The sequence below is a fragment of the Microtetraspora malaysiensis genome (assembly GCF_050947145.1).
Classification (GTDB): Bacteria; Actinomycetota; Actinomycetes; order Streptosporangiales; family Streptosporangiaceae; genus Microtetraspora_A; species Microtetraspora_A malaysiensis.
Map to the genome: position 1 here is coordinate 1,673,270 of NZ_CP191998.1, position 25,446 is coordinate 1,698,715.

Below are 25,446 nucleotides of genomic sequence, written 5' to 3' on the forward strand. Positions count from 1 at the left end.
GGTGCGAAGCGCGGATACGGTGAAGGGGTGTTTCGACGACTGGGCCTCGGACTGCTGGTGATCGCGATGGCGGGCTGCTCCGCGGTGGAGGCGGAGCAGACGGCGCGCCCCACCCCCGCCGCTCCCCCTTCCTCCGCCGCGCCCGGCGAGGCGGGCGCGACGCCGTCCCCGGAGGGGACGCCGTCCGGGGAGGCGACCGGTGCGGGCGACGCGGCGGCGGAGGACGGCGGCACCGGAGCCGCGACGGGAGACGTCGCCGCCACGCTCGCCCGGATGAGCGTGGAGGAGAAGGTCGGTCAGCTCTTCATGCCTGCGGTGTACGGCTCACGCGCCGACGCGGCGCACCAGGAGAACAGCGCGCGGTTCGGGGCGGGCAGCCCGATCCAGGTGATCAAGAAGTACCGCCCGGGCGGCGTGATCATGTTCCCGTGGGCGGGCAACGTCTCCGACGCCCGGCAGATCGCCGCGCTGACCACCGGGCTGCGCGCGGCGTCGCGGGTCCCGCTGATGATCGGTGTGGACCAGGAGAACGGCACGGTCTCGCCGCTCTCCGCGGTCGTCACCAAACTCCCGGGGGCGATGGCCATCGGCGCGACCGGCGACCCGGCGAACGCGCGGGCCGCCGCCCGGCTCACCGGCACCGAGCTGCGCGCCCTCGGCATCACGATGGACTTCGCGCCGGTCGCCGACGTCAACATCAACCCGCGCAACCCGGTGATCGGGCCCCGGGCCTACGGCTCCGACCCCGGCAAGGTCGCCACCATGGTGGGCGCGGCGGTCGACGGTTTCCACGCCGCCGGCATCGCCTCGACCGCCAAACACTTCCCCGGTCACGGCGACACCTCTACAGACAGTCACACCGGCCTCCCGGTGATCTCGCACACGAAGGCGCAGTGGCGCAAGCTCGACGCCCCGCCGTTCCGTGAGGCCATCGCGCACGGTGTGGACGCGATCATGTCGGCGCACGTCGTCATGCCGAAGCTCGACCCCTCGGGCGACCCGGCCACGCTGTCCCGCACGATCCTGACCGGGTTGCTCCGCGACGAGCTGGGCTTCGACGGCGTGATCAGCACCGACGCGCTCAACATGGCGGGCGTGCGGGAGAAGTACGGTGACGCCGAGGTGGCCGTGCGCGCCGTCCTGGCCGGGGCGGACGTGCTGCTCATGCCGCCGGACATGCCCAAGGCGTACGGCGCGGTCCTCGCGGCGGTGAAGTCCGGGCGCATCTCGGCCGCCCGCCTGGACGCCTCGGTGACCCGGATCCTCCGGCTCAAGGCGAAGCGGGGCATGTTCGGCAAGGTCACGACCGACCCCGCGGCGGTGCGCTCGGCGGCCCATCTGAGCGCCGCCCGACGGCTCGCCCGGGAGGCGAACCTTCCCTGACGCTCTATTCTTTTGAACCAGATTCCACCAGGAGGTGTCGTGCTCAAGGGAGTGCTGATCGACTGGGGCGGGGTGCTCACCACGAGCCTCACCGACTCGATCGCGGGCTGGCTCGCCCAGGACCGGATCGACGCGTCGCACTACAAGGACGTGATGCGCGACCTGGTCCTGCACGCCTACGAGGGCGGCGGTGAGAGCGCCATCCACGCGCTCGAACGCGGTGAGATCTCGGCGACCGACTTCGAGCAGGAATTCGCGGCCAGGCTGATGACCCTCGACGGCGTCCCGCCGGTGGCCGACGGGCTGCTCGCCCGGATGTTCCTCGGGTTCGAGCCGGTCGAGGAGATGAACGAGATGCTGCGGCGGGCCCGCGCGGCCGGCATCCGCACCTGCCTGCTGTCCAACTCCTGGGAGAACGACTATCCCCGTGCCTCCTGGGACGGGCTGTTCGACGCGATCGTCATCTCGGGCGAGGTCGGCATGCGCAAGCCCGAGCCGCGCATCTTCCACCACGCGCTCGACCAGGTCGGGCTGCCCGCCGAGGAGTGCGTGTTCATCGACGACATCGAGGCGAACATCGTCGCGGCCCGGGCGCTCGGGCTGGTCGGTATCCACCACAGCGACGCCTTCGCCACCATCGGCGAGCTGGAGGCCCTGTTCGGCCTGCCGCTGCGCCCCTGACCTGACCGACGAGAGGTTCCCATGCGCGTCTATCTCCCGTGCACGCTCTCCGCGCTGGCCCGTGTGGTCGCGCAGGGCGAGCTCGGCCCCGCGCCGCTGTCCGGGTACGCGGTGACGCCCGCGCTGGTCGAGTGGTACACCTCCGGCGACACCGAGGAGCTGGAGTACGTCGCCCTGACCGAGGCGGCGCGGGCCTCGCTGCGGATGCTCGCCGAGGAAGACGCGGGGGAGCGGGCGGGCGACCTCACCGGGCCGGGCGGTACAGAGCAGATCGGGGCGGAGTCGGCCGGGGCGGGCAAGGCCGCGGGGCCGGCTCGGCGGGTCGTGCTGGCGGCCGAGGTGCCGGACGCCTGGGTCGCGATGAGCCCCGATCCGGACGAGCGGGCGCGGGTGCGGCTGACCGAGCCGGTCCCGATGTCCCGGATCGCCTCGGCACACGTGGACGATGCCGCCGCGGCTCCGGACGTCGAGGCCGCCGTCGCGGCGCTGCCCGCCGCCGACCTGGGGGACGACGACGCCCGGTTCGCCGTGGACGAAGCCGAGGCCCACGAGCTGATGTGGTACGCGACCCAGGAGATCCCCGACCTGCTGGTTTAGGTCGCTGTCCGCCAAACGTTCCCCGGGGTCGAGGGAGCGGAGCGCTCCTGCGTCGGTGTCGCGTGTCGAGCGGCGCCGATGCTGTTCTGCCGGCTCCCAGCGGCCCGAACGGCCCCAGGACGTTCCGGAAGGCCATTCCAAGCGGGTATGAAACCGCAGGTCAGAAGGGGTGGGACCGTTCCAGTGTCCCGACTTTTCCAGGAAAGGCTGCGGACGGGACGGACCGCGGGCCAAAGTGGTTCTCGGCGGTCGGCGTCGATGGCCCGCCGCCCGGTCCACTCCTTCACCCACATCCGTTACGGGGGAACCACCATGTCCGCTCGCCATGCCCTGTTAGTCCCGGCCGCTCTCGCCCTGGGCGCCACCCTCACCCTGACCGCCTGTCAGTCCGGCGACGACGGCGGCGAGGCGCAGCCTGCGAAGCTCTCCCAGTCTGCCGCTGCCACCACCGCGGGCGGCGGGGGCAAGGCCGGTGGCAGTGAGGCCTACGCCTACTCCCACCCCTGCGAGGCCAAGAAGCTGGCCGTCAAGATGACCGCCCGGGCCGAGGCGCCCAACCAGCGGGTGATCGAGGTGCGCAACCAGGGCACCACCGCCTGCGGCCTGAGCTACTACCCGCTCGTCAGCCTGGGCAACTCGCGCGCCGCCGACCACAGCAAGGACCTCACGCCGCTGGTGCCGGGCGAGCTGGGCGGTCCCCCGGCCTACCCGGTGGCGCCCGGTCAGAAGGCGTACGCGGTGGTCGACCTCAACCCCGGCGGCGGCAGCGCGGCCGACGTGAACGAGCTGAACATCCTGCCCGACGACCGGATGCCCAACTCCGACACCCAGAACTTCCCGCTCGGCCCCGGCGCGAAGGTGGGAAAGCCGAAGCTCGGCCTGTACCGCGGTAACGTCGCCGACGCGGCCGCCTCCACGGCCACCGTCGGCCGGAGCTGACCTGCCCCGCTGCGCTCCCCTGCGTCGGGCCTTCGCCCGGGGTGTCGGTACCGTGATCCGCGGATCGACGGCATCCCGGGCCGGGCCGAGGTGGGGGAAGGGCAGCACATGGGTGTGGAGCGCGAGGAGTTCGCGGCGATGCTGCGCGAGCTCAAGGAGCGTTCGGGCCGCAGCTACGGCGCCCTGGCCACCCGGCTGTACGTCAGCACCTCGACTCTGCTTCCACAGCGGCACGTCCTGGGCTCCGGCCGCAGCCGAGTACTGAGCCCCGGCCGGGGCCGGGGAGAGCACGCCCTTGACCTCGGCTACCTGCTGCACGTGGGTGAGGAGGTAGGTGCCGCACTCGATGACGCTGGGTCGGGTGCGTACGGCCGCCGCTCGACGCGTGGCTGGATATCATCCATGTTGATATGACACACATTGTTTGGGACTGGAACGGCACGCTGTTTCACGACATCGATGCCGTGGTGGGCGCGACCAACGAGGTCTTCCGCCCGTATGGCGTCGGCCCCTTCGACCCCGACGGCTTCCGCGCCGTCTACACCCGCCCCATCTGGGTGGCGTACGAGCGGATGCTCGGCAGGTCGCTCCGCGACGGCGAGTGGGAGCTTCTCGACGAGGGGTTCCACGACCACTACCACCGCCTGATGCTCGCCTGCGGGCTGGCCGACGGCGCCCTGACCTGCCTCCAGGAGTGGGAGGACGCCGGGCGGACTCAGTCGCTGCTGTCGATGTGGACGCACGAGCGGCTGGTGCCCAAGATCGGCGAGATGGGCATCGACCGGCACTTCAGCCGGGTGGACGGCCTGCGCGCCGCCGCCGGCGGGCCCAAGGCCGAGCACATGGCCGCGCACGTCCTGGCCCTCGGCGTCGACCCGGAGAAGGTCGTCGTGATCGGCGACAGCGTGGACGACGCGTACGCCGCCCAGCATGTCGGCGCGCGGGCCATCCTCTACACGGGCGGCATGAGCAGCCGCGCCGAGCTGGGCGCCGTCGGCGTCCCCGTCGTCGACTCGCTCGCGAACGCCCTCGACCTGATCTGAACCCGGCCCGCGTCCCCCTTCGGAGGCCACGATCAACCGCCTCGTTCTCTGGAACGTCGATCTCACCCTGGTCGACGTCACCATCGTCACCCGGGAGGCGTACGCCGACGCGTTCCGCATGGTGACCGGGCGGCCGCTGGTGAAGCTCGCCCCGGCGATGGGCCGTCCCGACTCCGAGATCGTCTTCGAGACGCTGGCCGTCAACGGCATCGCGGTGGAGGACCATCACCTGCCCAAGTTCCTCGACGCGCTGGCGGTCAGCTTCGCCGCGAAGCGCAAGCGGCTGACCACCGAGGGACGGGCGATGCCCGGCGCGAAGGACGCGCTCAAGGCGGTGTCCCGGCTCGACGGCGTGATCCAGTCGGTCCTCACCGGGACGATCCGGAGCAACGCGGTCCACAAGCTGACGGCGTTCAAGCTGGACAAGGCGATCGACTTCGAAGTCGGGGGGTACGGCGAGGAGGTCTATCCCAAGGCCACGCTGCTCCAGGTGGCCCAGGGCCGGGCCAAGGAGCGGTACGGCGGGGCGTTCACCTCCGCGAACACGGTGCTGATCGGCGACTCGACCCGGGACGTGCAGGCCGCCCGCATCGGCGGCGCGGCGATGATCGCGGTCGCGTCGGGCCGGTCCACCGCCGCCGAGCTGCGTGAGGCGGGGGCGGACATCGTCCTGCCCGACCTGTCCAACGCCTCGGAGGTCGTGGCGGCCGTCGCCCGTCTCACCGGCCGCTGAGGCCGCTCAGGAAGCGAGCCGCGGCGGGCGCGGCCACGGCGGCGCCCATGCCGCCGCCCTCGACGATGACGGCGAACGCCAGGTCGCCCCGGTAGCCGATGAACCACGAGTGCGATGGAGGCTCCTTGCCCGAGCCGTACTCGGCGGTGCCGGTCTTGCCGGCCGTGCCGGCGGGGAAGGCGACGCCCCGGGCGGTGCCCTCGGAGACGACGGCCGGCATGAGGCGGCGCAGCGCGCGAACCACGCCCGGCTCCAGCTCGCGCGGGCCGGAGCCGCCGGACGGGACGAGGTCGGCGGGCACGAGCCGCGGCGGTCGCCAGGTGCCGTCCGCGATGGCGGCGGCGACGGCGGCCATGTTGAGCGGGCTCGCCAGCACCCTGCCCTGGCCGATCGCCGCTGAGGCGAGGTCGGTCGCGTCCTCGGGGGCGGGGAACTGCGCGCGGACGGCGGGCACGCCGGGCTGGATCGGCAGCCCGAAGCCGAAGCCGGAGGCGACCGCGCTCATCCGCTTCGCGCCGAGACGGCTGACGGCGAGGTCGCCGAACGTCGTGTTGCACGAGTGGGCGAAGGCCGCCAGCAGCGGGATCGTGCCGAAGTCCTCGAAGTGGGAGTTGTGGAAGGTGTAGCCGCCGATCGTCTGCTCCGCCGGGCACTTCACAGTCTCGGTGGCGCTCATGCCGTCGGCGACGAGCGCCGACGCGGTGACGACCTTGAACGTCGATCCGGGCGGGTAGGTGCCGAGCAGCGCGCGGTTGAAGCCGCCCGGCTTGTTCACGACGGCGAGGATCTCGCCGGTCGAGGGTCGCAGCGCGACGAGCGACGCGGGCTTGGACACCTGCTCCAGGGCCTGGGCCCCGGCCCGGTGGACGCCCAGGTCGATCGTGGTCTTGAGCGCCTTCCCCGGCGACTTCTCGGCGGCGGCGACGGGCTGGGCCACGCCGTCCGCGCCGACGAGGTCCACCCGGGCGGACGGGGTTCCGGCGAGGCGGGGGCCGTACCGCTCCTTGAGCGCCTCGACGAGTTGCTGGACCGAACCGGGCGTGTCCGGGGTGTCGATCCTGGTGCCGTCGGCCGCCGTGATCGGCGCGGGATCCGGTTCGGCGGAGGTGACCCGGAACCTGCCGCCGCCGGCGAGGCCGGGATGCAGCGCAGCCGGCGTCCACGCCACCCGCCAGGCGCGGTCGCGCTCCACCAGCCGCAGCCGGCCGTCGTAGGAGAAGTCCACCGCCGCGTCGAGCACCGCGCGGAACCGTACGGACTCGCTCCCGTCGTCGTTCGCGCGGGCCTTCCCCTTCGCGGCGAACCGGGCGGAGGTGGGTTTCAGGGTGGCGCGGAAGTCCTTGTACGTGCGCTCGAATTCGGCGGGCGGGTCGGCGGTCAGCGCGCGCATCGCCGCGTAGTCGGATCTGGACCAGGCGGCGAGGAAGGACGCCGCGGTCTCCTCGGGCGACCCCGTGGTGCGCAGCGCCCAGACCGCGCCGCCGGCCGCCAGGACCGGTACGAGCGCGGCGGCCGTCACGAACGGCCACCGGCGCCGCTTCTTCACCTGGTGTCGCTGCACTCTACGTTCCGTAAATTCCGGCACATTTCCCCCTTGTGTGTCCGTGCAGGCAAGAGGACCAGACCTCGGCGTTCGTGTCCAATAGTGATATCGGTTTCACATTGATATTGATTCGGATATCATCACAGCCCATGGACCTCGTACGGCACCTGAGGTACTTCGTCGTCATCGCCGAGGAACTGCACTTCGGCAACGCGGCGGCCCGGCTCGGCATGGCGCAGCCCCCGCTCAGCCAGCGGGTCAAGCGGCTGGAGGACGAGCTGGGCGTCCGGCTGTTCGACCGGACCAGTCGCCAGGTCAGACTCACCGGCGCCGGGCGGCTGCTGCTGCCCGAGGCGCGCGAGCTCGTGGCCCGGGCCGAGCGGATCAGGGAACTGATGGCGCGGACTGTGCGGGGCGACACGACGAGCCTGCGCGCCGCCGTCCCGCCCGACCTGGGCGCGTCGGTGCTCGCCGCGCTGATCGCCCGGTTCCGCAGCGGCAACCCCGACGTACGGCTCATACCGACCGAGATGGGCACGTCGGACCAGGTGGACGCGCTGCTCGGCGGCGAGCTCGACCTGGGCGTGCTGCGGCATCCCGTGGCGGCGTCGGGACTCGGCTTCGGCCCCGTCCTGGTCCAGCACCCGGGGGTGCTGCTGCGCGAGGAGGACGAGCTGGCCACGCTGGCCACGGTGCACCTGGCCGACCTGGCCGGGCGCGAGCTCGTGCTGCCGCCGCGCGCGCTCGAACCCGGCCTGCACGACGAGACCCTGGCCGGCTGCCGGCGGCACGGTTTCGTCCCGGCCGAGGTCCGGCACGCCGTCCACGGCCAGTTCACGATCGGGCTCGTCCTCGCCGGGACCGCGGTCGCGCTCGGGCAGCGCGCGGACGTGCCCGGGGTGGTCTGGCGCCCGCTGGTGGGCTCTCCGCTGGCCTGGCGGATCTCCACCGCCTGGCGTGGCGAGCCGTCCGAGCATGTGGCGGGGTTCGCCGATCTCACGACACGCGTTCTGCGGGATGATGCGGGGATGTCCGACGAAGGCGCGCCGCCGCGCACGTGGGTGGCCCCCCGTCCCGCCACGGGGTTCCTCTCGTGAAGCAGCTCGAACAGATCTTCCGTACGGCGGGGGTCACCGGGTGGTTGCACGCGGTGGACATCGACACCGGCCGCGAGGTCGGCCTGGGCGCCGACGAGCCGGTCGTGCTGGCCTCGGTGTTCAAGGTGCCGCTGCTGGTCGCGTTCTACCGGCAGGCGGAGCGCGGGCTGGTCGACCCGGCGGAACGGGTCACGGTGTCCCCTGAGGGGCGTCCCGGGGGCGGCACCGGCGTCTCGGCCATGCTGGACGAGGTCACGGCCTCGCTCAGGGACCTCGCCTACCTCACGATCAGCGTGAGTGACAACGCGTCGGCGGACACGCTGCTCGCGCGGATCGGCCTCGGCGAGGTCAACGCCACGCTCGCGGACCTCGGTCTGCCCCGCACGTGGGTCGAGCACTCGTGCGCCGATCTGTTCACGGCGATGCGGGAGGACGCGGGGGCGGCGGACATGGCCGAGCTCTCCCAGATGACCACCGATCCCGCCGTGCTCTCCCGGCTCCGCGTGCTCGACCCGGCCAGGACCAGCCGCAGCACGTGCCGGGACATGACCCGGCTGCTCGGCATGATCTGGCGGGACGAGGCCGCCGGGCCCGCCGCGTGCGCCGCCGTGCGCCGGCTGATGGGTCTGCAGGTGTGGCCGCACCGGCTCGCCTCCGGCTTCCCGTACGACGACGTGGCGGTCAGCGGCAAGACCGGGACGCTGCCGACGGTCAGGAACGAGGTGGGTGTCATCGAGTACCCCGATGGCGGCCGGTACGCCATCGCCGTGTTCACCCGGTCGATCGGCACCGCCCAGAACCAGCCGCGCGCGGACGCGGCGATCGGGACCGCCGCGCGGGTCGCGGTGGATCATCTGCGGTCGCGGTTCATGGGGGCGGGCACCATATGACGGGTCTGTCGTATGTGGGCGGAGATGGTGACACGGCGGGCCGGCCTCGTCAGGATGGGGGCATGGTCGAGGAAGGTGCTCTGCTGTGGGAACCCACCGCGGAGGTCGTGCGCAACGCAAAGATCACCCGCTACGCCGAGTGGCTCGGCAGGAAGGGTGACTACCAGGACATATGGCAGTGGTCGGTCGAGTCTCCGGCCGAGTTCTGGACGTCGATCTGGGACTACTTCGCCGTGGTTGGCGACCGGGGCGACGGGCCGGTCCTCAGCGGGACGATGCCCGACGTCACCTGGTTCGAGGGCACGACCCTCAACTACGCCGAGAACGCGCTGCGCGGCGACCCCGACCGCCTTGCCGTGATATTTCGTGATGAATCCGGAAACAGGCGGACGTACACGCTGGGTGAGCTGCGCGCCGAGGTGGGCCGGGTCCGGGCGGGCCTGATCCGGCTCGGCGTGGGGCGCGGCGACCGAGTCGCCGGATATGTGCCGAACATCCCGGAAGCGCTGATCGCGTTCCTGGCCACGGCGTCGCTGGGCGCGATCTGGTCGTCCTGCTCGCCCGACTTCGGGGCGCCCAGCGTCATCGACCGGTTCACCCAGATCGAGCCGAAGGTGCTCATCGCCGTGAACGGCTACCGCTACAACGGCAAGGAGTTCGGCCGGGCGGACGTCGTACGCGACATCGCGGCCAAGCTGCCCAGCCTGGCCGCGACGGTGTGGATCCCCTCGGTCCCCGCCGCGGACGTCGTCGCCGGCGAGGAGCTGGACTGGGAGGCGCTGCGCGCCGAGGCGGCCGAGCCCGCGTTCGATCGGGTCCCCTTCGGCCACCCGCTGTGGGTGCTCTACTCCTCCGGCACCACCGGGCTGCCCAAGCCGATCGTGCACGGCCACGGCGGCATCGTGCTCGAACACCTCAAGGCGCTCAGCTTCCACCAGGACCTGGGCGAGGGCGACGTGTTCTTCTGGTACACCACCACCGGCTGGATGATGTGGAACTTCCTCATCGGCGGCCTCCTCGTGGGCGCCACCGTCGTCCTGTACGACGGCAGCGCCGCCCACCCGGACACCGGGGCGCTGTGGGAGCTGGCCGCGCACGAGGGCGTCACCTACTTCGGCACCGGCGCGCCGTACATCGTGGCCTCGATGAAGGCGGGCCTGCGGCCGTCCGGGCTGGAGCGGCTGCGGGGGATCGGCTCGACCGGGTCGCCGCTGCCGCCCGAGGGCTTCGCGTGGGTCTACGCGGACGTGAAGCCGGACGTGCAGCTCGGGTCGTTCTCCGGCGGCACGGACGTCTGCACGGGCTTCGTGGGCGCGACGCCGCTGCTGCCGATCCGGGCGGGTGTGATCCCGTGCCGCTGCCTGGGCGCCCGGGTCGAGTCCTTCGACGCGGCCGGGAACCCGGTCGTCGGCGAGGTGGGCGAGCTCGTGGTGACCACGCCCATGCCGTCCATGCCGGTCATGTTCTGGAACGACCCGTCCGGCGACCGTTACCGCGAGTCGTACTTCGCCGACTACCCGGGCGTCTGGCGGCACGGTGACTGGATCAAGATCCTTCCGGACGGCGGATGCGTGATCTACGGCCGCTCCGACTCCACCCTCAACCGCGGCGGCGTCCGCATGGGGACCAGCGAGTTCTACCGGGTCGTCGAGCGGTTCGAGGAGATCGAGGACAGCCTGGTGATCGACACCGGGCAGCTCGGCCAGGACGGGCGGCTGCTGCTGTACGTCACCCTTGCGGCGGGCGCGGAGCTGACCGAGGACCTGGTCGCGCGGCTGCGCGGGGCGCTGCGCACCGAGCTGTCCCCCCGCCACGTGCCGGACGAGTTCCATCGGGTCCCCGGCATCCCGCGGACGCTCTCCGGCAAGAAGCTGGAGGTCCCGGTACGGAAGATCCTGCTTGGCACCCCGGTCGAGAAGGCCGCCAACCGCGACGCGATGGCCAATCCCGAGGTCCTCACCCACTTCGTGCCGAAACCCTGACCGCCTGACCGATGAGCATCCTTATAAGTACGCTTCTAAGAAGTAGAGCTCTTAGAAGCGTACTTATAAGGAGGGGTATGCGGTGGTGCCCAAGCCGGAGTACGTCTTCGACCGTGAGCGCGAGTGGGCCGCGCTGGCGCGGTTCGCGACCGCGCCGGGCGACGAGATGCGTCTGGCCGTCGTGAGCGGTCGCCGGCGGCAGGGGAAGACCTTTCTCCTCCAGGCCCTCGCGGACGCGCTCGGCGGCTTCTACTTCGTTGCGGTCGAATCGACCTCCGCGGACGCCCTGCGCCAGTTCGGCACCGCGGTGGCGAGCTATCTCGGTGTGGAAGGGACGCTGGCGTTCGCCAACTGGGACGAGGCCATCACCTATCTCCTGGACAGGTGCCCGGACCGGCTGATCGTCATCGACGAGTTCCCGTACCTGATGAAGGCGGATCATGCCATCCCCTCGCTCCTGCAAAGGGAGATCGACGCGCGCGGGGCGAACCGTCCGGCGCGCGGCCGCACGCGCCTGATCCTCGCCGGGTCCGCCATGTCCGTGATGGGGAAACTGCTCGCAGGCCAGGCTCCCCTGCGGGGACGGGCCTCGCTCGAACTCGTGGTGCACCCCTTCGACTATCACGTGGCGCGGCGATTCTGGGGCATCTCCGATCTGCGGCTCGCGATCCAGTTGAACGCGATCACCGGGGGGACTCCCGCCTACCGGACCCGTTTCGTCGACGGCGAGTCACCCGCGGGGCCGGACGAGTTCGACGACTGGGTGATCAGGAGGGTCCTGAGTACGGAGTCGCCGCTCTTCCGCGAAGCCCGCTACCTCCTCTCGAACGAGATGGAGGTACGGGACGAGGCGCTGTACCACGCCGCCCTGGGCGCGATTGCCGCAGGGAACAACACGCGCGGCGGCATCGCCGGTCACATGGAACGCAAGTCGACCGACATCGCGCATCCGCTCGCCGTGCTGGAAGGCTGCCGGCTCATCAGGAAGGAGATCGATCCGATCCGGAAGGCGTCCGTCTACCGTGTCGCCGAGCCGCTCGTGACCTTCTACGAGTCGATCATGCGGCCCTCGTGGAGCCAGCTCGAACGAGGCCGGGCGGCCCAGGTGTGGAACGGCGCGCGGTCCAGGTTCGCGTCGCAGGTGATCGGGCCGCACTTCGAGCACATCTGCCGGCAGTTCGCGCTGGGAGTGGAATGGGCCGGTGAGCTGCCCTCAGAGGTGGCAGCCGGTGTCGCACCGGGCAGCGGCAGGGGGCAGAACATCGAGGTCGACGTGATCGCACTCGGGGCCCAGGACGGCACCCACAGGCGACGGCTCCTCTCCGTGGGCGAGGCCAAGTGGTCGGAAGTCATGACACTCCGGCACCTGGGACGCCTCCAACAGGCCAGGGACCAGTTGCACATCCGAGGGCTGGACACCCGGGACACCGTGCTCGCCCTCTACAGCGGCGCGGGATTCGACCGTTCGCTCACGGAGGCCGCGGCGGGAGACCAGGGCATCCTCCTCGCCGATCTCGCCACGTTGTACGGCTGAGGCCGGGTCAGGGGCGGAGGCCCGCCTCGTACGCGGCGATGACGAGCTGGGCCCGGTCGCGGGCGTTCAGCTTGGCGAGCAGCCGGCCGACGTGCGTCTTCACCGTGGCCATGCTGACGCACAGATGGTCGGCGATCTCGGTGTTGGACAGCCCGCGCGCGATCAGCGTGAGCACCTCGCGCTCGCGCTCGGTCACCCCGTCCAGCGTGGAGGCGGGACGGCGCGCGGGCTCCGGACGGCGGGCGAACTCGGCGATGAGGCGGCGGGTCACGCTCGGCGCGAGGAGCGCGTCGCCGGAGGCGACGACGTCGATGGCGGCGAGCAGGCCCGACGGCGGCGTGTCCTTCAACAGGAAGCCGCTCGCGCCCGCGCGGAGCGCGCCGTAGACGTAGGCGTCCAGGTCGAACGTGGTGAGGATGATCACACGCGTCCCGGCGGTCTCCGGCGTGCCGCATATCCGGCGGGTCGCCTCGATGCCATCCATCTCGGGCATCCGGATGTCCATGAGGACGATGTCGGGGCGCTCGCGCCGGGTCAGCTCCACCGCCTCCGCGCCGTCGCCCGCCTCGCCGACCACGGTCAGGCCGGGGGCGGTCTCCACCAGCAGGCGGAAGCTGCCGCGCAGCAGGGCCTGGTCGTCGGCGATGAGCACGCGCACCGGGGCCTCCGAGGCCGTGGTCATCGCGGCGCCTCGGTCAGCGGCAGGCGAGCGGACACCTCGAAGCCTCCCTCGGGTCGCGGTCCGGCGGCGAACGTTCCGCCGTACATCATGACGCGCTCGCGCATCCCCACGAGCCCGTGCCCGGGAGCGGGCGGGAGGGTGCGCCTTCCGGGGCCGTCGTCGCTCACCTCGACCCGCACCTCGCCGGCGCCGGCCTCGACCCGTACGCGGCAGCGGGCCGGGGCCGCGTGCTTCACCACGTTCGTGAGGGACTCCTGCACGATGCGGTAGACCGACAGCTCGACGCTGTCCGGCAACCTCTCGGCGCCGCGTACCTCCAGATCCACCCGGACGCCCGCCATGCCCGCGCGCTCCGCCAGCGCGGGCAGCCCCGCGAGGCCGGGCGCCGGGCCGAGCGCGCCCTCCGCGTCCAGGCCGCCCCCGCCGGGGTCCGGCTCCTGCTCCGACCGCAGGACGCCGAGCATGCGCCGCATCTCGGCGAGCGCGTCGCGGCTCGCCGTCTCGATGACGCGCAACGCCTCGCGAGCCTCCTCCGGCCGGGCCTCGGCGACGTGGTTGGCCACGCCGGCCTTGACCGCGATCAGGCTCATGCCGTGCGCGACGACGTCGTGCAACTCACGCGCGATGCGCAGCCGCTCCTCGGCCACCGCTCTTTGTGCGACCTGCTCGGCCCAGCGCGCGGCGTAGTACCGGCGTCCCCGTACGGCACGGGCGACCGTCAGCGTGCCGGCCATGGCCACGAGGCTGACCGGGATGGACCCGAGCCGGTTCATCCACCACGACGGCGTTTCGGGGAGGGAAATCCCGAACGCGAGGAGCCCGGTGAAGCCCGCCGCGGTGAGCACGCCGGCGATCGAGGTCGCGACCCTGCCGCGTGGCCGCCGGGCGAGCACGACGGCGTAGAGCGCGTAGCAGGCCGCGAGGAACGGGTCGCGCAGGACGCCGAGCAGCAGCGCGGCCAGCGACATGGTGAGGACGACGGAGAGGACCGTGACCGGCCACAGCCGCCGGACCGCCACCGGCAGTCCCACACCTGCGAGCACCAGCGCCTGCGCCCACGGAGGCGTCCAGGTCGCCCGGTCCGACTGGAGCGTGACCACCACCACGAGGGAGGTGTAGCAGAGGGCGACCGCGCAGTCGAAGGCGATGAGCGCCCACCGGTCCCCGGAGGCGCTCCCGGGGCTCTCCGTCAGGGAAGCGTGCACCCGGCCGACCGTACCCGCCGGGCTCCGGCCGCGCCTCCGCCCGGAGGCCGTCATCCCCTGGTCTGACATCCGGCCGGGTCCGTACGACGGTGTCGGAGCGGCGGCCGACCCGGGAAATCCCGCCCCGGCGCGATGTGCCGGACGGACGCCGCGCGGGATCGTGGCCGGCATGATCGAAGTGAGAGACCTCGTCAAGCGCTATGGGAGCACCGTCGCCGTTGACGGGCTGTCCTTCCAGGTAAGGCCGGGGCAGGTCACCGGGTTCCTCGGCCCGAACGGGGCCGGGAAGTCGACCACCATGCGGGTCGTCCTCGGCCTCGACGCGCCGACCTCGGGGGAGGGGCTGATCGGCGGCCGGCGCTACGCCGCGACGCGCCGCCCGCTGCACCAGGTGGGCGCGCTTCTCGACGCGAGCGCGGTGCATCCCGGGCGCAGCGCGTACGATCATCTGCTCGCGCTGGCCCGGACGAACGGGATCGGGCCGCGACGGGTGGCCGCGCTGGTGGAGCTGGTCGGGCTGGCGGGCGTGGCCAGGAAGCGGGCCGGGACGTTCTCCCTCGGCATGAAGCAGCGCCTCGGGATCGCCGCCGCGCTGCTCGGCGACCCCGCCGTGCTGATGTTGGACGAACCGGTCAACGGCCTGGACCCGGAGGGCGTGCGCTGGATCCGCGAGCTGATGCGCTCGCTCGCCGCAGAGGGGCGCACCGTGCTGCTGTCCAGCCACCTGATGAGCGAGATGGCGCTCACCGCCGACCACCTCGTGATCATCGGCCGGGGGCGGCTGATCGCGGACTGCCCGCTGCGTGAGCTCGTGTCCGACGGCGGGTCGCTGGAGGATGCCTACCTGCGGCTGACCGCGGGCAGCGTGGAGCACGGAGCGGGCCGATGATCGCGTCCCTGTCGTCGGAGTGGCTGAAGATCCGCTCGGTCCGCTCGACGTACGTCGTCCTCGCGGTGGTCGCCCTGGCGGTGGTCATCGGCGCCCTGTTCGTCTGGCAGGGGATGGCGGTGTTCGACGGGCTGCCTCCGGAGCGGCGGGAGAACTTCCGGGTGATCCCGATGGAGGAGTACATGCTGCCGATGGTCCAGCTCGCCCTGGGCGTGCTGGGCGTGCTGGCGATCACCTCGGAGTACGCGCACGGCACCGTCAGGTCCAGCCTCGTCGCCGTGCCCGCGCGGGGCACGCTGCTGGCGGCCAAGGCGGCGGCGGTGGCCGCCGTCGCGCTGGCGGCCGGTCAGGCGGCCGTGTTCGCGACCTTCCTCGTCACCCGGGCGCTCGTCGGCGACCGGCCCATCCCCGACCACGGCGCGCCGGTCGCGCAGCAGGCGCCGCAACTCCTCCTGCTGGGGCTCTCCGTGGCGGTGTTCGCGATGGTCGGCCTGGCCCTCGGGGTGGCGACGCGGTCCACGGCCGGGGGCATCGTGTCGGTCGTCGCGCTGCTGTTCGTGATCCCCGCCGCGATCACCTACCTGCCCGCGCCCTGGGGGACGCGCCTGTCGGCGGTCATGCTGCCCAACCTGCCGGACCAGATCGCGGGCGCGCTGGGATGGCGATCCGAGGAGGTGGTGGTCGGGCCGTGGGCCCGGGTCCCCGTCCTGTCGCCCGCCTGGGCGGCGGTCGCGCTCGCGGCGTACATCGTGGTGCCCCTCGCCGCGGCGGCGGTGCTGTTCCGCCGCCGCGACGCGTGACGGGACCTCTCAGACGCCCTGGGGGAGGCGGAACAGGCGGTCCGGGTCGTAGGCGGCCTTGACCCGGGCCAGCCGCTCGGCGTTGGCCCCGTAGTACTGCCGCCGCCAGCCCGTCAGCTCGGGGTCGATGTAGTTCACGTAGGCGTGGTCGCCGAAGTGGGGGCGCATCGCCGTGTGCGCCGCCCTGGCCCAGGCGGCGGCCCCGGCCCGGTGGGCGTAGTACTGCACGCTGTACAGGGCCCGGCGGTGCGGGTACGCGGTCGCGTCGGGCGCGACCCGGCCGACCGCGCCGCCGAGGGCGTCGAGCAGCACGGAGTGCCGCCCGGAGGCGGCCACCTGCCCGACCAGCGCGCCGATCCCCGCCGCCGACAGCGGCGCGTACGCCATGTGCGACTTGGCGGAGAACGTGTCGCGCACCAGCCGGCCGTCCGCGGTCTGGCCGGGCAGGGAGCCGGGGCGGTGGCACTGCGACACCGTCAGCGTCGAGCAGCCCGCCATGATCATCATGGCGTGGCCGTACGACGAGGGGGAGATCCACCGGCTGGACGGGTCCGACCCCACCCGCCGGACGAGGTCGGCGAGCAGGCGCTCGCAGCCCGCCCGGCCGCCCACGTAGAGCCCGCCGATCTGCACGTCGAGCGAGGGGTCGTGGTTGAGGTGCAGGTTGGACCACATCGCGTCCGGCGCGTACGGCGCCCACGCCTGCCAGGCCCGGACGGCCACCGCCGCCTTCTGCCACGGCCAGTGCAGGAAGAACACGGTGACGTCGCGGGTGGCGTGGGTCCGGAACGTGAAGGACGTCGCCACGCCGAAGTTGCCGCCGCCGCCTCCCCGCGACGCCCAGTAGAGGTCGGGGTTCTGGGTGGCGGAGCAGGTGAGGACCCGCCCGTCGGCGGTCACGATCCGTGCCGACTCCAGCACGTCACAGGTCAGGCCGTACTTGCGGGAGACCACGCCGATGCCGCCGCCGAGCGTCAGCCCGGCGACGCCGACCGTCGGGCAGGACCCGGCGGGGATGCTCACGCCGTGCGCGCCGAGCCGGGAGTAGACGTCCACCAGCCGGGCGCCCGCGCCGACCGTGGCCCGGCCGCCTGAGTAGCCGACCGTGTTCATCGGCGACACGTCGACGACCAGCCCGGGACCGGTCGACCAGCCCGCGTAGCTGTGGCCGCCCGACCGCGAGGTCACCGCCACGCCGTACCTGCGGGCGAAGGACAGGCACTCGGCCACGTCCGCGGTCGTCTTGCAGTACGCCACGGCGGCCGGGCGCGCCCCGTCGAACGCGGTGTTGAACACCTTGCGCGCGGCGTCGTAGGAGGCGTCGCCGGGGCGGACGAGCCGCCCGCCGAGCCCGCGGCCGAGCGCCGACCAGTCCGCCGGGCGCGGACCGGCCCACGCGGGTGTGCCGGAGGCGAGGGCCGCACCCGACGCGAGCGCCGTCCCCGCCAGCGCCGACACACGGAGGAAGGCACGTCGATCGATCATGGTCAACTCCCCGAGGTTTGATCTCCCTCGTGAGACGTCCTGTGATCGATGATGGTTTGGTCACATTCCCGTCACCGGGCTGTCTCGGCCCGGTGCGAAGCCCGGCGCCGTAGGCGTCCGGCCGGGGACGGTCGAGTTGACGTGTGTGGCGTTCTGAGGTGGTATCGGGAACGTGGGTGGCGTGGAGCTCCCGGTCAATGGGGATCGGGGGACGAGACGGGCACCTGAGGAGAGATGACATGTCGGGGACGCGTCGGTCGGATCGCGGGGGCTGCGCCCCGCGCTGTGGGATGCTGGTCGCACCGTCCTCTTCCGGTGTGACCGGTCCGCCTCCTATCACGAGGTCACGGACCCTCCGCTGAGGTCATCGGAATCCCGACAGCGGGTGCCGACCACACATGATTCCCCCTTTCGCGGATCGGCCGCCTTGCCATGGGGTGGTACCGGACCGCGACGAATATCCAGTACCTCACAAAGGAGTGAGTAGCGAGATGCCGCTCGAGACGGCGGGGAGCCGGCGCGAACCGGGAACGGCGCGTGGATCGGAATCGGCCCAGACAGAGCCGGAACCTGACGGGACTCGGATGGAGCGCGAGCCGGAGGAGGCGCTGGACAGACTGCTCCGCGCCGCCGCCGAGAAGTGCGCGCCCACCCCGGAAGCCTCTTCGGGCGGGGACATCCTCGCCTTCCTCCGTGACTACTATCGCCACGTCCCCCTTGAGGACCTGGCCGACCGCGACCCCGTGGACGTGTACGGCCCGGCCATGGCCCACCGGCACCTCGCCCGGTACCGGCCCCAGGGCAGGGCGCTGGTCAGCGCCTACACGCCGACCTTGGAGGAGTGCGGCTGGGACCCCGGCCACTCCGTGATCCAGATCGTCACCGACGACATGTCGTTCCTGGTCGACTCGGTGACGATGGAGCTCGACCGGCACCACATCGGCATCCAGCTTCTCGTCCACCCCCAGATGCGCGTCCACCGGGACATGGCCGGCACGATGCTCGGCTCCGACCAGGACGAGGCCGGCGGCCAGTTCCTGCCCGAGTCGTGGATGCACCTCGAGATCGACCGGCAGACCGACCCCGCCGTGCTCAAGGAGCTGGAGTCCGACCTGCAGCGGGTCCTGCAGGACGTCCGCCAGGCCGGCGAGGACTTCCCCAAGATGCGGGCGCTGGCCGTCAACACGGCGGAGGACGTCGCCGCCGCCCCGCCGCCGCTCGCCGCCGGTGAGATCGCGGACAGCGTCGAGCTGCTCCGTTGGCTGGCCGAGGACCACTTCACGTTCCTCGGCTCCCGCGAGTACCGCCTAGAGCAGACCGGGGAGGGCGACGCGCTGCGCGCCATCCCCGGCACCGGCCTCGGCATCCTCCGCGCCGACAAGGCGGGCTCGGAGAGCTTCGCCGCGCTGCCGCCGAAGGTGCGCGCCAAGGCCCGCGAGAAGCAGCTCCTGATCGTCACCAAGGCCAACAGCCGCGCCACCGTGCACCGCCCGGCCTACCTCGACTACATCGGCGTCAAGCTCTTCTCGCCGCAGGGCGAGGTGATCGGCGAGCGCCGCTTCCTGGGCCTGTTCACCCACGACGCGTACAACGAGTCGATCACGCGGATGCCCGTGCTCGGGCGCAAGCTCGCCGACGTGCTCGACCGGGCCGGGCTGGCCGCCGACAGCCACGACGGCCAGGACCTGAAGGAGATCCTCGAGACCTACCCCCGGGCGGAGCTCTTCCAGATCCCGGTGGACGAGCTGCTGCCGATCGCGCTCGGCGTGCTCCGGCTGCGCGAGCGCAAGCAGGTCAAGCTGTTCCTGCGCCGGGACGACTACGGCCGCTACATCTCCTGTCTGATCTACCTCCCCCGCGACCGGTACACCACCAAGATCCGGCTCCGGATGCAGGAGATCCTGCTCAAGACGCTCGGCGGCTCCTCGCTCGACTACAGCACCATGATCGGCGAGCAGCCGCTGGCCCGCCTGCACGTGGTGATCCGCGGCGAGCGCGGCAAGTCGCTGGCCGAGGTGCCGGTCGACGTCGAAGAGCTGGAGGCGCGGCTCGCCGCCGCCACACGCTCCTGGGACGAGGACCTGGTCGACGCCATCGCCGGGCTGTGCTCCCCCGAGGAGAGCCCCGCCCTCGTCTCCCGGTACACCAACGCCTTCCCCGAGGGCTACAAGGCCGACTTCCCGGCGCGTACCGCCGTCACCGACCTGAAGCGGCTGGAGGAGCTCCGCGAGGACGAGACCGGCGACATCGGGATGAACCTCTACGAGCCGTACGGCGCGGCCGAGGGCGAGCGGCGGTTCAAGATCTACCGGATCGGCGCGCACATCTCCCTGTCGCACGCCCTGCCGCTGCTGCAGCGCATGGGCGTCGAGGTCGTGGACGAGCGGCCGTACGAGATCAGGCGGGACGGCGACGCGGTCAAGGACGCCTGGATCTACGACTTCGGCCTGCGCTACACCCCTTCCGGCGAGGTCGACAGGAACGACGTCAAGCGGCTGTTCCACGACGCCTTCGCGGCCCTGTGGCGCGGCCAGGTCGAGAACGACGGCTTCAACGCGCTCGTGCTGGCCGGCGGCCTCACCTGGGAGCAGGCCGAGATCCTGCGCGCGTACGCCAAGTACCTGCGCCAGGCGGGCACCACGTTCAGCCAGGACTACATCGAGAAGGTGCTGCTGGGCAACATCCGGCTGGCCCGGCTGCTCGTGCGGTTCTTCGAGGCGCGGCTCGCTCCCGGGCGTTCGGAGGAGGTCCGGTCAGAGCTGTGCGACGCGCTCAAGGAGGAGATCCACGCCTCCCTCGACGAGGTCGCCTCGCTCGACGAGGACCGCATCCTGCGGGCCTACCTGGAGATGATCGCGGCCACGCTGCGGACGAACTTCTACCAGAAGGCCGAGGGCGGCGGGCGCAAGCCGTACATCTCGCTCAAGTTCGACCCGCAGGCGATCAGCGTGCTGCCGCTGCCCCGCCCGAAGTACGAGATCTTCGTCTACTCGCCGCGCGTCGAGGGCGTCCACCTCAGGTTCGGGAAGGTCGCCCGCGGCGGCCTGCGCTGGTCCGACCGCATGGAGGACTTCCGCACCGAGATCCTCGGCCTGGTCAAGGCGCAGATGGTGAAGAACACCGTCATCGTGCCCACCGGGTCCAAGGGCGGGTTCGTCGTGAAGCACCCGCCCGCGGGCGGCAGGGACGAGGTGCTGGCCGAGGGCATCGCCTGCTACCGGCAGTTCATCTCCGGCCTGCTGGACATCACCGACAACCTGGTGAACGGCGAGGTCGTCCCGCCGGCGGACGTCGTGCGGCACGACGGCGACGACACCTACCTCGTGGTCGCCGCCGACAAGGGCACCGCGTCGTTCTCCGACATCGCCAACGAGGTGGCCAAGGAGTACGGCTTCTGGCTCGGCGACGCCTTCGCCTCCGGCGGCTCCGTGGGCTACGACCACAAGGCCATGGGCATCACCGCGAGGGGTGCCTGGGAGTCGGTGAAATACCACTTCCGGGGCCTGGGCGTGGACGTCCAGACCACCGACTTCACCGTCGTCGGCGTCGGCGACATGTCCGGCGACGTCTTCGGTAACGGCATGCTCCTGTCGGAGCACATCCGGCTGGTGGCGGCCTTCGACCACCGGCACATCTTCGTGGACCCGTCGCCCGACGCGGCGACGAGCTATGTCGAGCGCCGCCGGCTGTTCGGGCTGCCGCGCAGCTCCTGGGCCGACTACGACTCCTCGCTGATCTCGGCGGGCGGCGGCGTCTGGCCGCGCACCGCCAAGTCGATCCCGCTCTCGCCGCAGCTGCGGGTCGTGCTGGGCATCCCCGAGAGCGTCACCGCCCTCGCGCCCAACGAGCTGATCAGCGCGATACTCAAGGCCCCCGTCGACCTCCTCTGGAACGGCGGCATCGGCACGTACGTCAAGGCCGCGTCGGAGAGCCACGCGGACGTCGGCGACAAGGCCAACGACGGCCTGCGCGTCAACGGCGCCGACCTGCGCTGCAAGGTCGTCGGCGAGGGCGGCAACCTCGGCTTCACCCAGCTCGGCCGGATCGAGTTCGCCCTGAACGGCGGGCGGGTCAACACCGACTTCATCGACAACTCCGCCGGTGTGGACACCTCGGACCACGAGGTGAACATCAAGATCCTGCTCGACCAGGCCGTCCGCGAGGGCGATCTGACCGACCGGCAGCGCGACGAGCTCTTCCTCGACATGACCGGCGAGGTCGGCGAGCTGGTGCTGCGCGACAACTACGCGCAGAACGTCGTGCTCGCCGCGGCTCACGCCCAGGCGCCGGAGATGCTGCACATCCACGCCCGCTACCTGCGGAAGCTGGAGCGGGCCGGGCTCGTCAACCGCGAGCTGGAGCACCTCCCCTCGGACAAGGCGCTGGCCGAGCGGCGGCAGTCCGGCCTCGGGCTCACCCAGCCCGAGTTCTCGGTGCTGCTCGCCTACACCAAGCTCGTGGTGGACGCCGAGCTGCTCGCCTCCGACCTGCCCGACGACCCCTACCTCGCTCCGTGGCTGGTGTCGTACTTCCCGTCCGCGCTGCGGGACCGCTACCAGGGCTCCATGGACGCGCACCCGCTCCGCCGGGAGATCATCACGACCCGGGTCGTGAACGACGTGGTCAACTTCGGCGGGACGAGCTTCGTGTTCCGTTTCGGCGAGGAGACCGGCGCGTCCACCCCGGACATCGTCCGGGCCTACCTCGTCGCCCGCGAGGTCTTCGACCTGCCGAGCCTCACCAGCCAGGTCGAGGCGCTGGGCGTCGAGGTGGACACCGCGACCCGGCTCGCGATGCTGCTCGAAGGGCGCAAGCTCTCCGAGCGCGGCACCCGCTGGCTGCTCAGCAACCGGCGGCCGCCGCTCGACCTCACGTCGACCGCCCGGTTCTTCGCCGACGGCGCGAGCACGCTGCTGCCGCACCTGCCCAAGCTGCTCACCGGCCTCGACCTGGCCGCGTACGAGGAGCGCAGGGACGGCTTCGTGGCGCGCGGCGTGCCGGGCGAGCTGGCCGAGCGGGTCGCCGCGATGGTGCCCGCGTACTCCACGTTCGACCTGGTCGAGATCGCCGCGCTGACCGGGCTGCCGCTGAACGAGGTCGCCGAGGTGTACTTCGACCTGGCCGACCGCCTGCAGCTCGCCCGGCTCAGGGAGCGGGTCATCGCGCTGCCCCGGGACAACCGGTGGAACTCGATGGCGCGTTCCGCGCTCCGCGACGACCTGTACGCCGCGCACGCCACCCTCACCAGGGAGGTGCTGCTGCACAGCGAGTCGGGGCTGTCTCCCGAGGAGCGGCTGGCCCGCTGGTCGGAGGCGAACGAGGCGGCCGTCGGACGGGCCAGGCAGACGCTGTCCGAGATCTGGGAGAGCGACCACTTCGACCTCGCCACCCTGTCGGTGGCGTTGCGGGCGGTGCGCACCCTGGTCGCGTCCAGCAACCTGCCGCACACCGGCGAATGAGACGCGGGGTGACCGAGGTCAGCGGGTCGTGGCCTTGGTCACCCGGCCGTCGTAGCCGATGACGTGCGCGGGCGCGGTGGAGCTCTTGGGCGGCACCGCGCTCGCGTACTGCTGCGTCTCGATGATCCGCCGCTCCCTGCGCACCACCGGGTTGCTCAGGTCCCAGCGGGCGTCCTTCGGTATGGCGAGCGGCCGGCCGTACCCGCAGCTCAGCACGGGTGACCACGTGCTCGTCCGGAGCAGCGTGTAGAGGAAGAGGCCGCCGCCGTCCTTCGTGCGCAGCGCGAAGACCGGGTAGTCCACGGCCGAGGCGAACAGCGAGTCGAAGTTCATGCAGTCGGCCTGGCGCGCCTTCTCCCGCCGCTTCTTGATCTCAGTGGCGTACCCGGTGGTCTGCGGGCCGGGCGCGATCAGGCCGGAGGCGAAGCCGTCCTTGCCCTCCTCGGCGATCGTGGCGTGCAGCGGGCCCATCAGGTTCGGGCTGATCGCCACGCTCTGATCGCGGGAATCAAGGGCGAGGGCGTAGCCGTCCGGGTCGAGGGCCACCTTCGGGGCCTTCTCGCCCTTGTACAGCAGGGACTGGAAGCTGTTCTGCCACGCCGAATCGGCGTTCTGCCGTACGAACGTCAGCAGGGCGGTCCTGGCCTGCCCGGAGGAGTCCCGGCGCTCCACGGCCGCGGCGAACCACTGCCGGGACGCCTTGGCGGGCAGCCGGGGCACCAGCAGGGTGCGCTCGCCCCAGGTGTAGCGGGGCGGCTTCCCACCGGAGGAGTGGAGCTGAGAGACCGTGATCGGGCGCTGGCCGTCCCGATAGAGCTGAAGCGTCCAGCGCTGCGCCCGGCCGGCGCGGACGACGTCGTCGGTCGCGAGGAAGGTGTCCAGCGCGCTGCGGGCCTCCGCCAGCGTCACGGCGGGCGGGGCCGGCGGGCGGCTCGCCGAGGGCGACGCGCTCGCGGTGGCGGCGACCGGGCTGGGCGAGGGCGTCGGCGCGCCCGCCGAGCAGGCGGCGGTGGCGACCAGGACGAGCGCGAGAGCCGCCGGACGGCAGGCGGAAGCGAGCACACGCGCGGCTCCGTCCACCGTGGCCTCCTCTCGCGCACGCGGCACGCTGACAGCGGCCGCACGAGGGGCCACATCCCGGCCACATCGTAGCCAGGCGCGGTACTCAACACGGTCCCGTGTTCGCGTACCCTTTACAGACGTGGCAGTCATCGATCCAGCCGAAGAGATCAACGAGCTTACCGGCACACTGAAGAGCATTCAGGACGTGCTCGACCTCGACGCCCTGCACAAGCAGATCGCCGAGCTGGAGGAGCAGGCTGCCGCGCCTGACCTGTGGAACGACGTGGAGCAGGCGCAGCGGGTCACCAGCAAGCTCTCTCACCTGCAGGGCGAGGTCAATCGGGTGCAGGGCCTGGCCCGGCGCCTTGATGACCTGCCGATCATGTTCGAGCTCGCCGCCGAGGAAGGCGACGACGAGACGCTCGCCGAGGCCGAGAGGGAGCTGGCCGCGCTCAAGTCGGACGTCGGCGCCCTGGAAGTGCGCACGCTGCTGTCCGGCGAGTACGACTCCCGCGAGGCGCTTGTCACGATCAACTCGCAGGCGGGCGGCGTGGACGCCGCCGACTGGGCGCAGATGCTCCTCCGCATGTACCTGCGCTGGGCCGAGCGCAAGGGCTACTCGACCGAGGTCTACGAGACGTCGTACGCCGAGGAGGCCGGCATCAAGTCGGCCACGTTCACCGTCAAGGCGCCCTACGCGTACGGCACCCTGCGCGGCGAGCACGGCACGCACCGCCTGGTCCGGATCAGCCCGTTCGACAACCAGGGCCGCCGCCAGACCTCGTTCGCGGGTGTGGACATCGTGCCGGTCGTCGAGCAGACCGACCACATCGACATCAACGAGGACGACCTCCGCGTCGACGTCTACCGGTCCTCGGGTCCCGGCGGCCAGGGCGTGAACACCACGGATTCCGCGGTGCGGATCACCCACGTCCCCACCGGCATCGTGGTCTCCTGCCAGAACGAGCGCTCACAGCTGCAGAACCGGGCCTCCGCGATGGCGGTCCTGTCGGCCAAGCTGCTGGAGCGCAAGCGCCAGGAGGAGGCCGCCGCGATGAACGAGCTCCGCGGCGAGTCCACGACGTCCTGGGGCACCCAGATCCGCAACTACGTCCTGCACCCGTACCAGATCGTGAAGGACCTGCGTACGGCCGTCGAGGCCGGCAACCCGACCGCTGTGCTGGACGGCGACCTCGACGAGTTCATCGAGGGCGAGATCCGCTGGATGCGCCGCCAGGAGAACCAGTAGGGTCCGGCCCTCCCTGACCCCTCGCGACCCCGCGAGGGGTCACACCCCTGCGCGAGCCGCCCGTAGGGCGCCCCGAGCCCGCGCGAGCGCCACATGGATCTTTACGGTGCCAAACCGTCACGCGAGGGGCGCGGCGGTGTCTGGACTGAGGAACGAGTGGGCTGAGGGACGAGGCCCCGAGTGACGAGGGAAG

Annotated in this window: 20 protein-coding genes; 15 read left to right on the plus strand and 5 right to left on the minus strand. The window is 71.9% G+C overall.

The features are described 5' to 3' along the window. Nucleotides 1-27 precede the first annotated feature (27 nt). From nagZ to ACQP1V_RS08295, 7 genes are all read left to right on the plus strand, one after another. A complete protein-coding gene (nagZ, locus tag ACQP1V_RS08265) occupies nucleotides 28-1,383 on the plus strand; it encodes a beta-N-acetylhexosaminidase (protein ID WP_433420491.1) in 1,356 nt (451 codons plus the stop codon). Between the two features lie 39 nt (nucleotides 1,384-1,422). After that, the gene (locus ACQP1V_RS08270) at nucleotides 1,423-2,064 is read left to right on the plus strand and encodes an HAD family hydrolase (protein WP_387408502.1); all 642 of its coding nucleotides are present in this window, start codon (nucleotides 1,423-1,425) and stop codon (nucleotides 2,062-2,064) included. Between the two features lie 21 nt (nucleotides 2,065-2,085). Further along, on the plus strand, nucleotides 2,086-2,661 hold the full coding sequence (locus tag ACQP1V_RS08275; protein ID WP_433420494.1) for a DUF6912 family protein: 576 nt from the start codon (nucleotides 2,086-2,088) through the stop codon (nucleotides 2,659-2,661). A gap of 312 nt (nucleotides 2,662-2,973) precedes the next feature. Beyond that, nucleotides 2,974-3,600, plus strand: coding sequence for a DUF4232 domain-containing protein (locus ACQP1V_RS08280; protein WP_433420496.1), 627 nt, complete (start codon nucleotides 2,974-2,976; stop codon nucleotides 3,598-3,600). 108 nt (nucleotides 3,601-3,708) lie between these two features. Further along, a complete protein-coding gene (locus tag ACQP1V_RS08285; RefSeq protein ID WP_433420499.1) occupies nucleotides 3,709-4,014 on the plus strand; it encodes a hypothetical protein in 306 nt (101 codons plus the stop codon). Continuing rightward, nucleotides 4,011-4,643, plus strand: a complete 633-nt coding sequence (locus tag ACQP1V_RS08290; protein ID WP_433420502.1) for an HAD family hydrolase — start codon at nucleotides 4,011-4,013, stop codon at nucleotides 4,641-4,643. Before ACQP1V_RS08285 ends, ACQP1V_RS08290 begins: the two co-directional genes overlap by 4 nt. Before the next feature lie 31 nt (nucleotides 4,644-4,674). Then, complete coding sequence (locus ACQP1V_RS08295) at nucleotides 4,675-5,376, plus strand: HAD family hydrolase (RefSeq protein ID WP_433425781.1); 702 nt, start codon at nucleotides 4,675-4,677, stop codon at nucleotides 5,374-5,376. Here the strand turns inward: ACQP1V_RS08295 and ACQP1V_RS08300 are convergent. Next, nucleotides 5,363-6,937: a penicillin-binding transpeptidase domain-containing protein gene (locus ACQP1V_RS08300; RefSeq protein ID WP_433420504.1), complete on the minus strand. Its 1,575-nt coding sequence runs from the start codon at nucleotides 6,935-6,937 to the stop codon at nucleotides 5,363-5,365. The genes ACQP1V_RS08295 and ACQP1V_RS08300 overlap by 14 nt on opposite strands. Before the next feature lie 131 nt (nucleotides 6,938-7,068). On the opposite strand from ACQP1V_RS08300, the gene ACQP1V_RS08305 reads away from it, so the two are divergent. The 4 genes from ACQP1V_RS08305 to ACQP1V_RS08320 all read left to right on the plus strand — a co-directional run bounded on the left by ACQP1V_RS08305 (nucleotide 7,069) and on the right by ACQP1V_RS08320 (nucleotide 12,422). Further along, nucleotides 7,069-8,016 carry a LysR substrate-binding domain-containing protein gene (locus tag ACQP1V_RS08305; protein WP_433420507.1) on the plus strand — a complete coding sequence of 316 codons (948 nt, stop codon included), beginning with the start codon at nucleotides 7,069-7,071 and terminating at the stop codon, nucleotides 8,014-8,016. Beyond that, entirely contained in the window at nucleotides 8,013-8,906 is an 894-nt protein-coding gene (locus ACQP1V_RS08310; protein ID WP_433420510.1) for a serine hydrolase, read from the plus strand. Before ACQP1V_RS08305 ends, ACQP1V_RS08310 begins: the two co-directional genes overlap by 4 nt. A 62-nt stretch (nucleotides 8,907-8,968) precedes the next feature. Then, nucleotides 8,969-10,888: an acetoacetate--CoA ligase gene (locus ACQP1V_RS08315; protein ID WP_433420513.1), complete on the plus strand. Its 1,920-nt coding sequence runs from the start codon at nucleotides 8,969-8,971 to the stop codon at nucleotides 10,886-10,888. Nucleotides 10,889-10,970: 82 nt separating this feature from the next. Continuing rightward, nucleotides 10,971-12,422, plus strand: coding sequence for an ATP-binding protein (locus ACQP1V_RS08320; RefSeq protein ID WP_433420516.1), 1,452 nt, complete (start codon nucleotides 10,971-10,973; stop codon nucleotides 12,420-12,422). A gap of 7 nt (nucleotides 12,423-12,429) precedes the next feature. Here the strand turns inward: ACQP1V_RS08320 and ACQP1V_RS08325 are convergent, their stop codons facing one another. Beyond that, nucleotides 12,430-13,104: a response regulator gene (locus ACQP1V_RS08325; protein WP_387408512.1), complete on the minus strand. Its 675-nt coding sequence runs from the start codon at nucleotides 13,102-13,104 to the stop codon at nucleotides 12,430-12,432. Continuing rightward, entirely contained in the window at nucleotides 13,101-14,309 is a 1,209-nt protein-coding gene (locus ACQP1V_RS08330; protein WP_433420519.1) for a sensor histidine kinase, read from the minus strand. The genes ACQP1V_RS08325 and ACQP1V_RS08330 overlap by 4 nt, the downstream gene beginning before the upstream one ends. A gap of 169 nt (nucleotides 14,310-14,478) precedes the next feature. Here ACQP1V_RS08330 and ACQP1V_RS08335 point away from each other — a divergent pair, with 169 nt between their 5' ends. Next, the gene (locus ACQP1V_RS08335) at nucleotides 14,479-15,198 is read left to right on the plus strand and encodes an ABC transporter ATP-binding protein (RefSeq protein ID WP_433420522.1); all 720 of its coding nucleotides are present in this window, start codon (nucleotides 14,479-14,481) and stop codon (nucleotides 15,196-15,198) included. Continuing rightward, the gene (locus ACQP1V_RS08340; RefSeq protein WP_387408515.1) at nucleotides 15,195-15,998 is read left to right on the plus strand and encodes an ABC transporter permease; all 804 of its coding nucleotides are present in this window, start codon (nucleotides 15,195-15,197) and stop codon (nucleotides 15,996-15,998) included. The genes ACQP1V_RS08335 and ACQP1V_RS08340 overlap by 4 nt, the downstream gene beginning before the upstream one ends. Before the next feature lie 9 nt (nucleotides 15,999-16,007). Here ACQP1V_RS08340 and ACQP1V_RS08345 read toward each other — a convergent pair whose 3' ends face one another. Continuing rightward, the gene (locus ACQP1V_RS08345) at nucleotides 16,008-17,483 is read right to left on the minus strand and encodes an FAD-binding oxidoreductase (protein WP_433420526.1); all 1,476 of its coding nucleotides are present in this window, start codon (nucleotides 17,481-17,483) and stop codon (nucleotides 16,008-16,010) included. Nucleotides 17,484-18,067: 584 nt separating this feature from the next. Here ACQP1V_RS08345 and ACQP1V_RS08350 point away from each other — a divergent pair. After that, nucleotides 18,068-22,942, plus strand: coding sequence for an NAD-glutamate dehydrogenase (locus ACQP1V_RS08350; protein ID WP_433420529.1), 4,875 nt, complete (start codon nucleotides 18,068-18,070; stop codon nucleotides 22,940-22,942). A gap of 18 nt (nucleotides 22,943-22,960) precedes the next feature. Here ACQP1V_RS08350 and ACQP1V_RS08355 read toward each other — a convergent pair whose 3' ends face one another. Next, nucleotides 22,961-24,022: a hypothetical protein gene (locus tag ACQP1V_RS08355; protein ID WP_433420532.1), complete on the minus strand. Its 1,062-nt coding sequence runs from the start codon at nucleotides 24,020-24,022 to the stop codon at nucleotides 22,961-22,963. A gap of 121 nt (nucleotides 24,023-24,143) precedes the next feature. On the opposite strand from ACQP1V_RS08355, the gene prfB reads away from it, so the two are divergent. After that, nucleotides 24,144-25,253 (plus strand): peptide chain release factor 2, encoded by a 1,110-nt coding sequence (prfB, locus tag ACQP1V_RS08360; protein ID WP_387408519.1) that lies wholly within the window; start codon nucleotides 24,144-24,146, stop codon nucleotides 25,251-25,253. Nucleotides 25,254-25,446: the final 193 nt, after the last annotated feature.

Bases quoted from the DNA above. Each gene is read 5' to 3' on its own strand.
- ACQP1V_RS08315 (WP_433420513.1), top strand. From the start codon at position 8,969: ATGGTCGAGGAAGGTGCTCTGCTGTGGGAACCCACCGCGGAGGTCGTG.
- ACQP1V_RS08325 (WP_387408512.1), bottom strand. From the start codon at position 13,104: ATGACCACGGCCTCGGAGGCCCCGGTGCGCGTGCTCATCGCCGACGAC.
- ACQP1V_RS08340 (WP_387408515.1), top strand. From the start codon at position 15,195: ATGATCGCGTCCCTGTCGTCGGAGTGGCTGAAGATCCGCTCGGTCCGC.
- ACQP1V_RS08350 (WP_433420529.1), top strand. From the start codon at position 18,068: ATGGAGCGCGAGCCGGAGGAGGCGCTGGACAGACTGCTCCGCGCCGCC.
- ACQP1V_RS08285 (WP_433420499.1), top strand. From the start codon at position 3,709: ATGGGTGTGGAGCGCGAGGAGTTCGCGGCGATGCTGCGCGAGCTCAAG.
- ACQP1V_RS08345 (WP_433420526.1), bottom strand. From the start codon at position 17,483: ATGATCGATCGACGTGCCTTCCTCCGTGTGTCGGCGCTGGCGGGGACG.
- ACQP1V_RS08290 (WP_433420502.1), top strand. From the start codon at position 4,011: ATGACACACATTGTTTGGGACTGGAACGGCACGCTGTTTCACGACATC.
- ACQP1V_RS08275 (WP_433420494.1), top strand. From the start codon at position 2,086: ATGCGCGTCTATCTCCCGTGCACGCTCTCCGCGCTGGCCCGTGTGGTC.
- ACQP1V_RS08280 (WP_433420496.1), top strand. From the start codon at position 2,974: ATGTCCGCTCGCCATGCCCTGTTAGTCCCGGCCGCTCTCGCCCTGGGC.
- ACQP1V_RS08335 (WP_433420522.1), top strand. From the start codon at position 14,479: ATGATCGAAGTGAGAGACCTCGTCAAGCGCTATGGGAGCACCGTCGCC.
- ACQP1V_RS08305 (WP_433420507.1), top strand. From the start codon at position 7,069: ATGGACCTCGTACGGCACCTGAGGTACTTCGTCGTCATCGCCGAGGAA.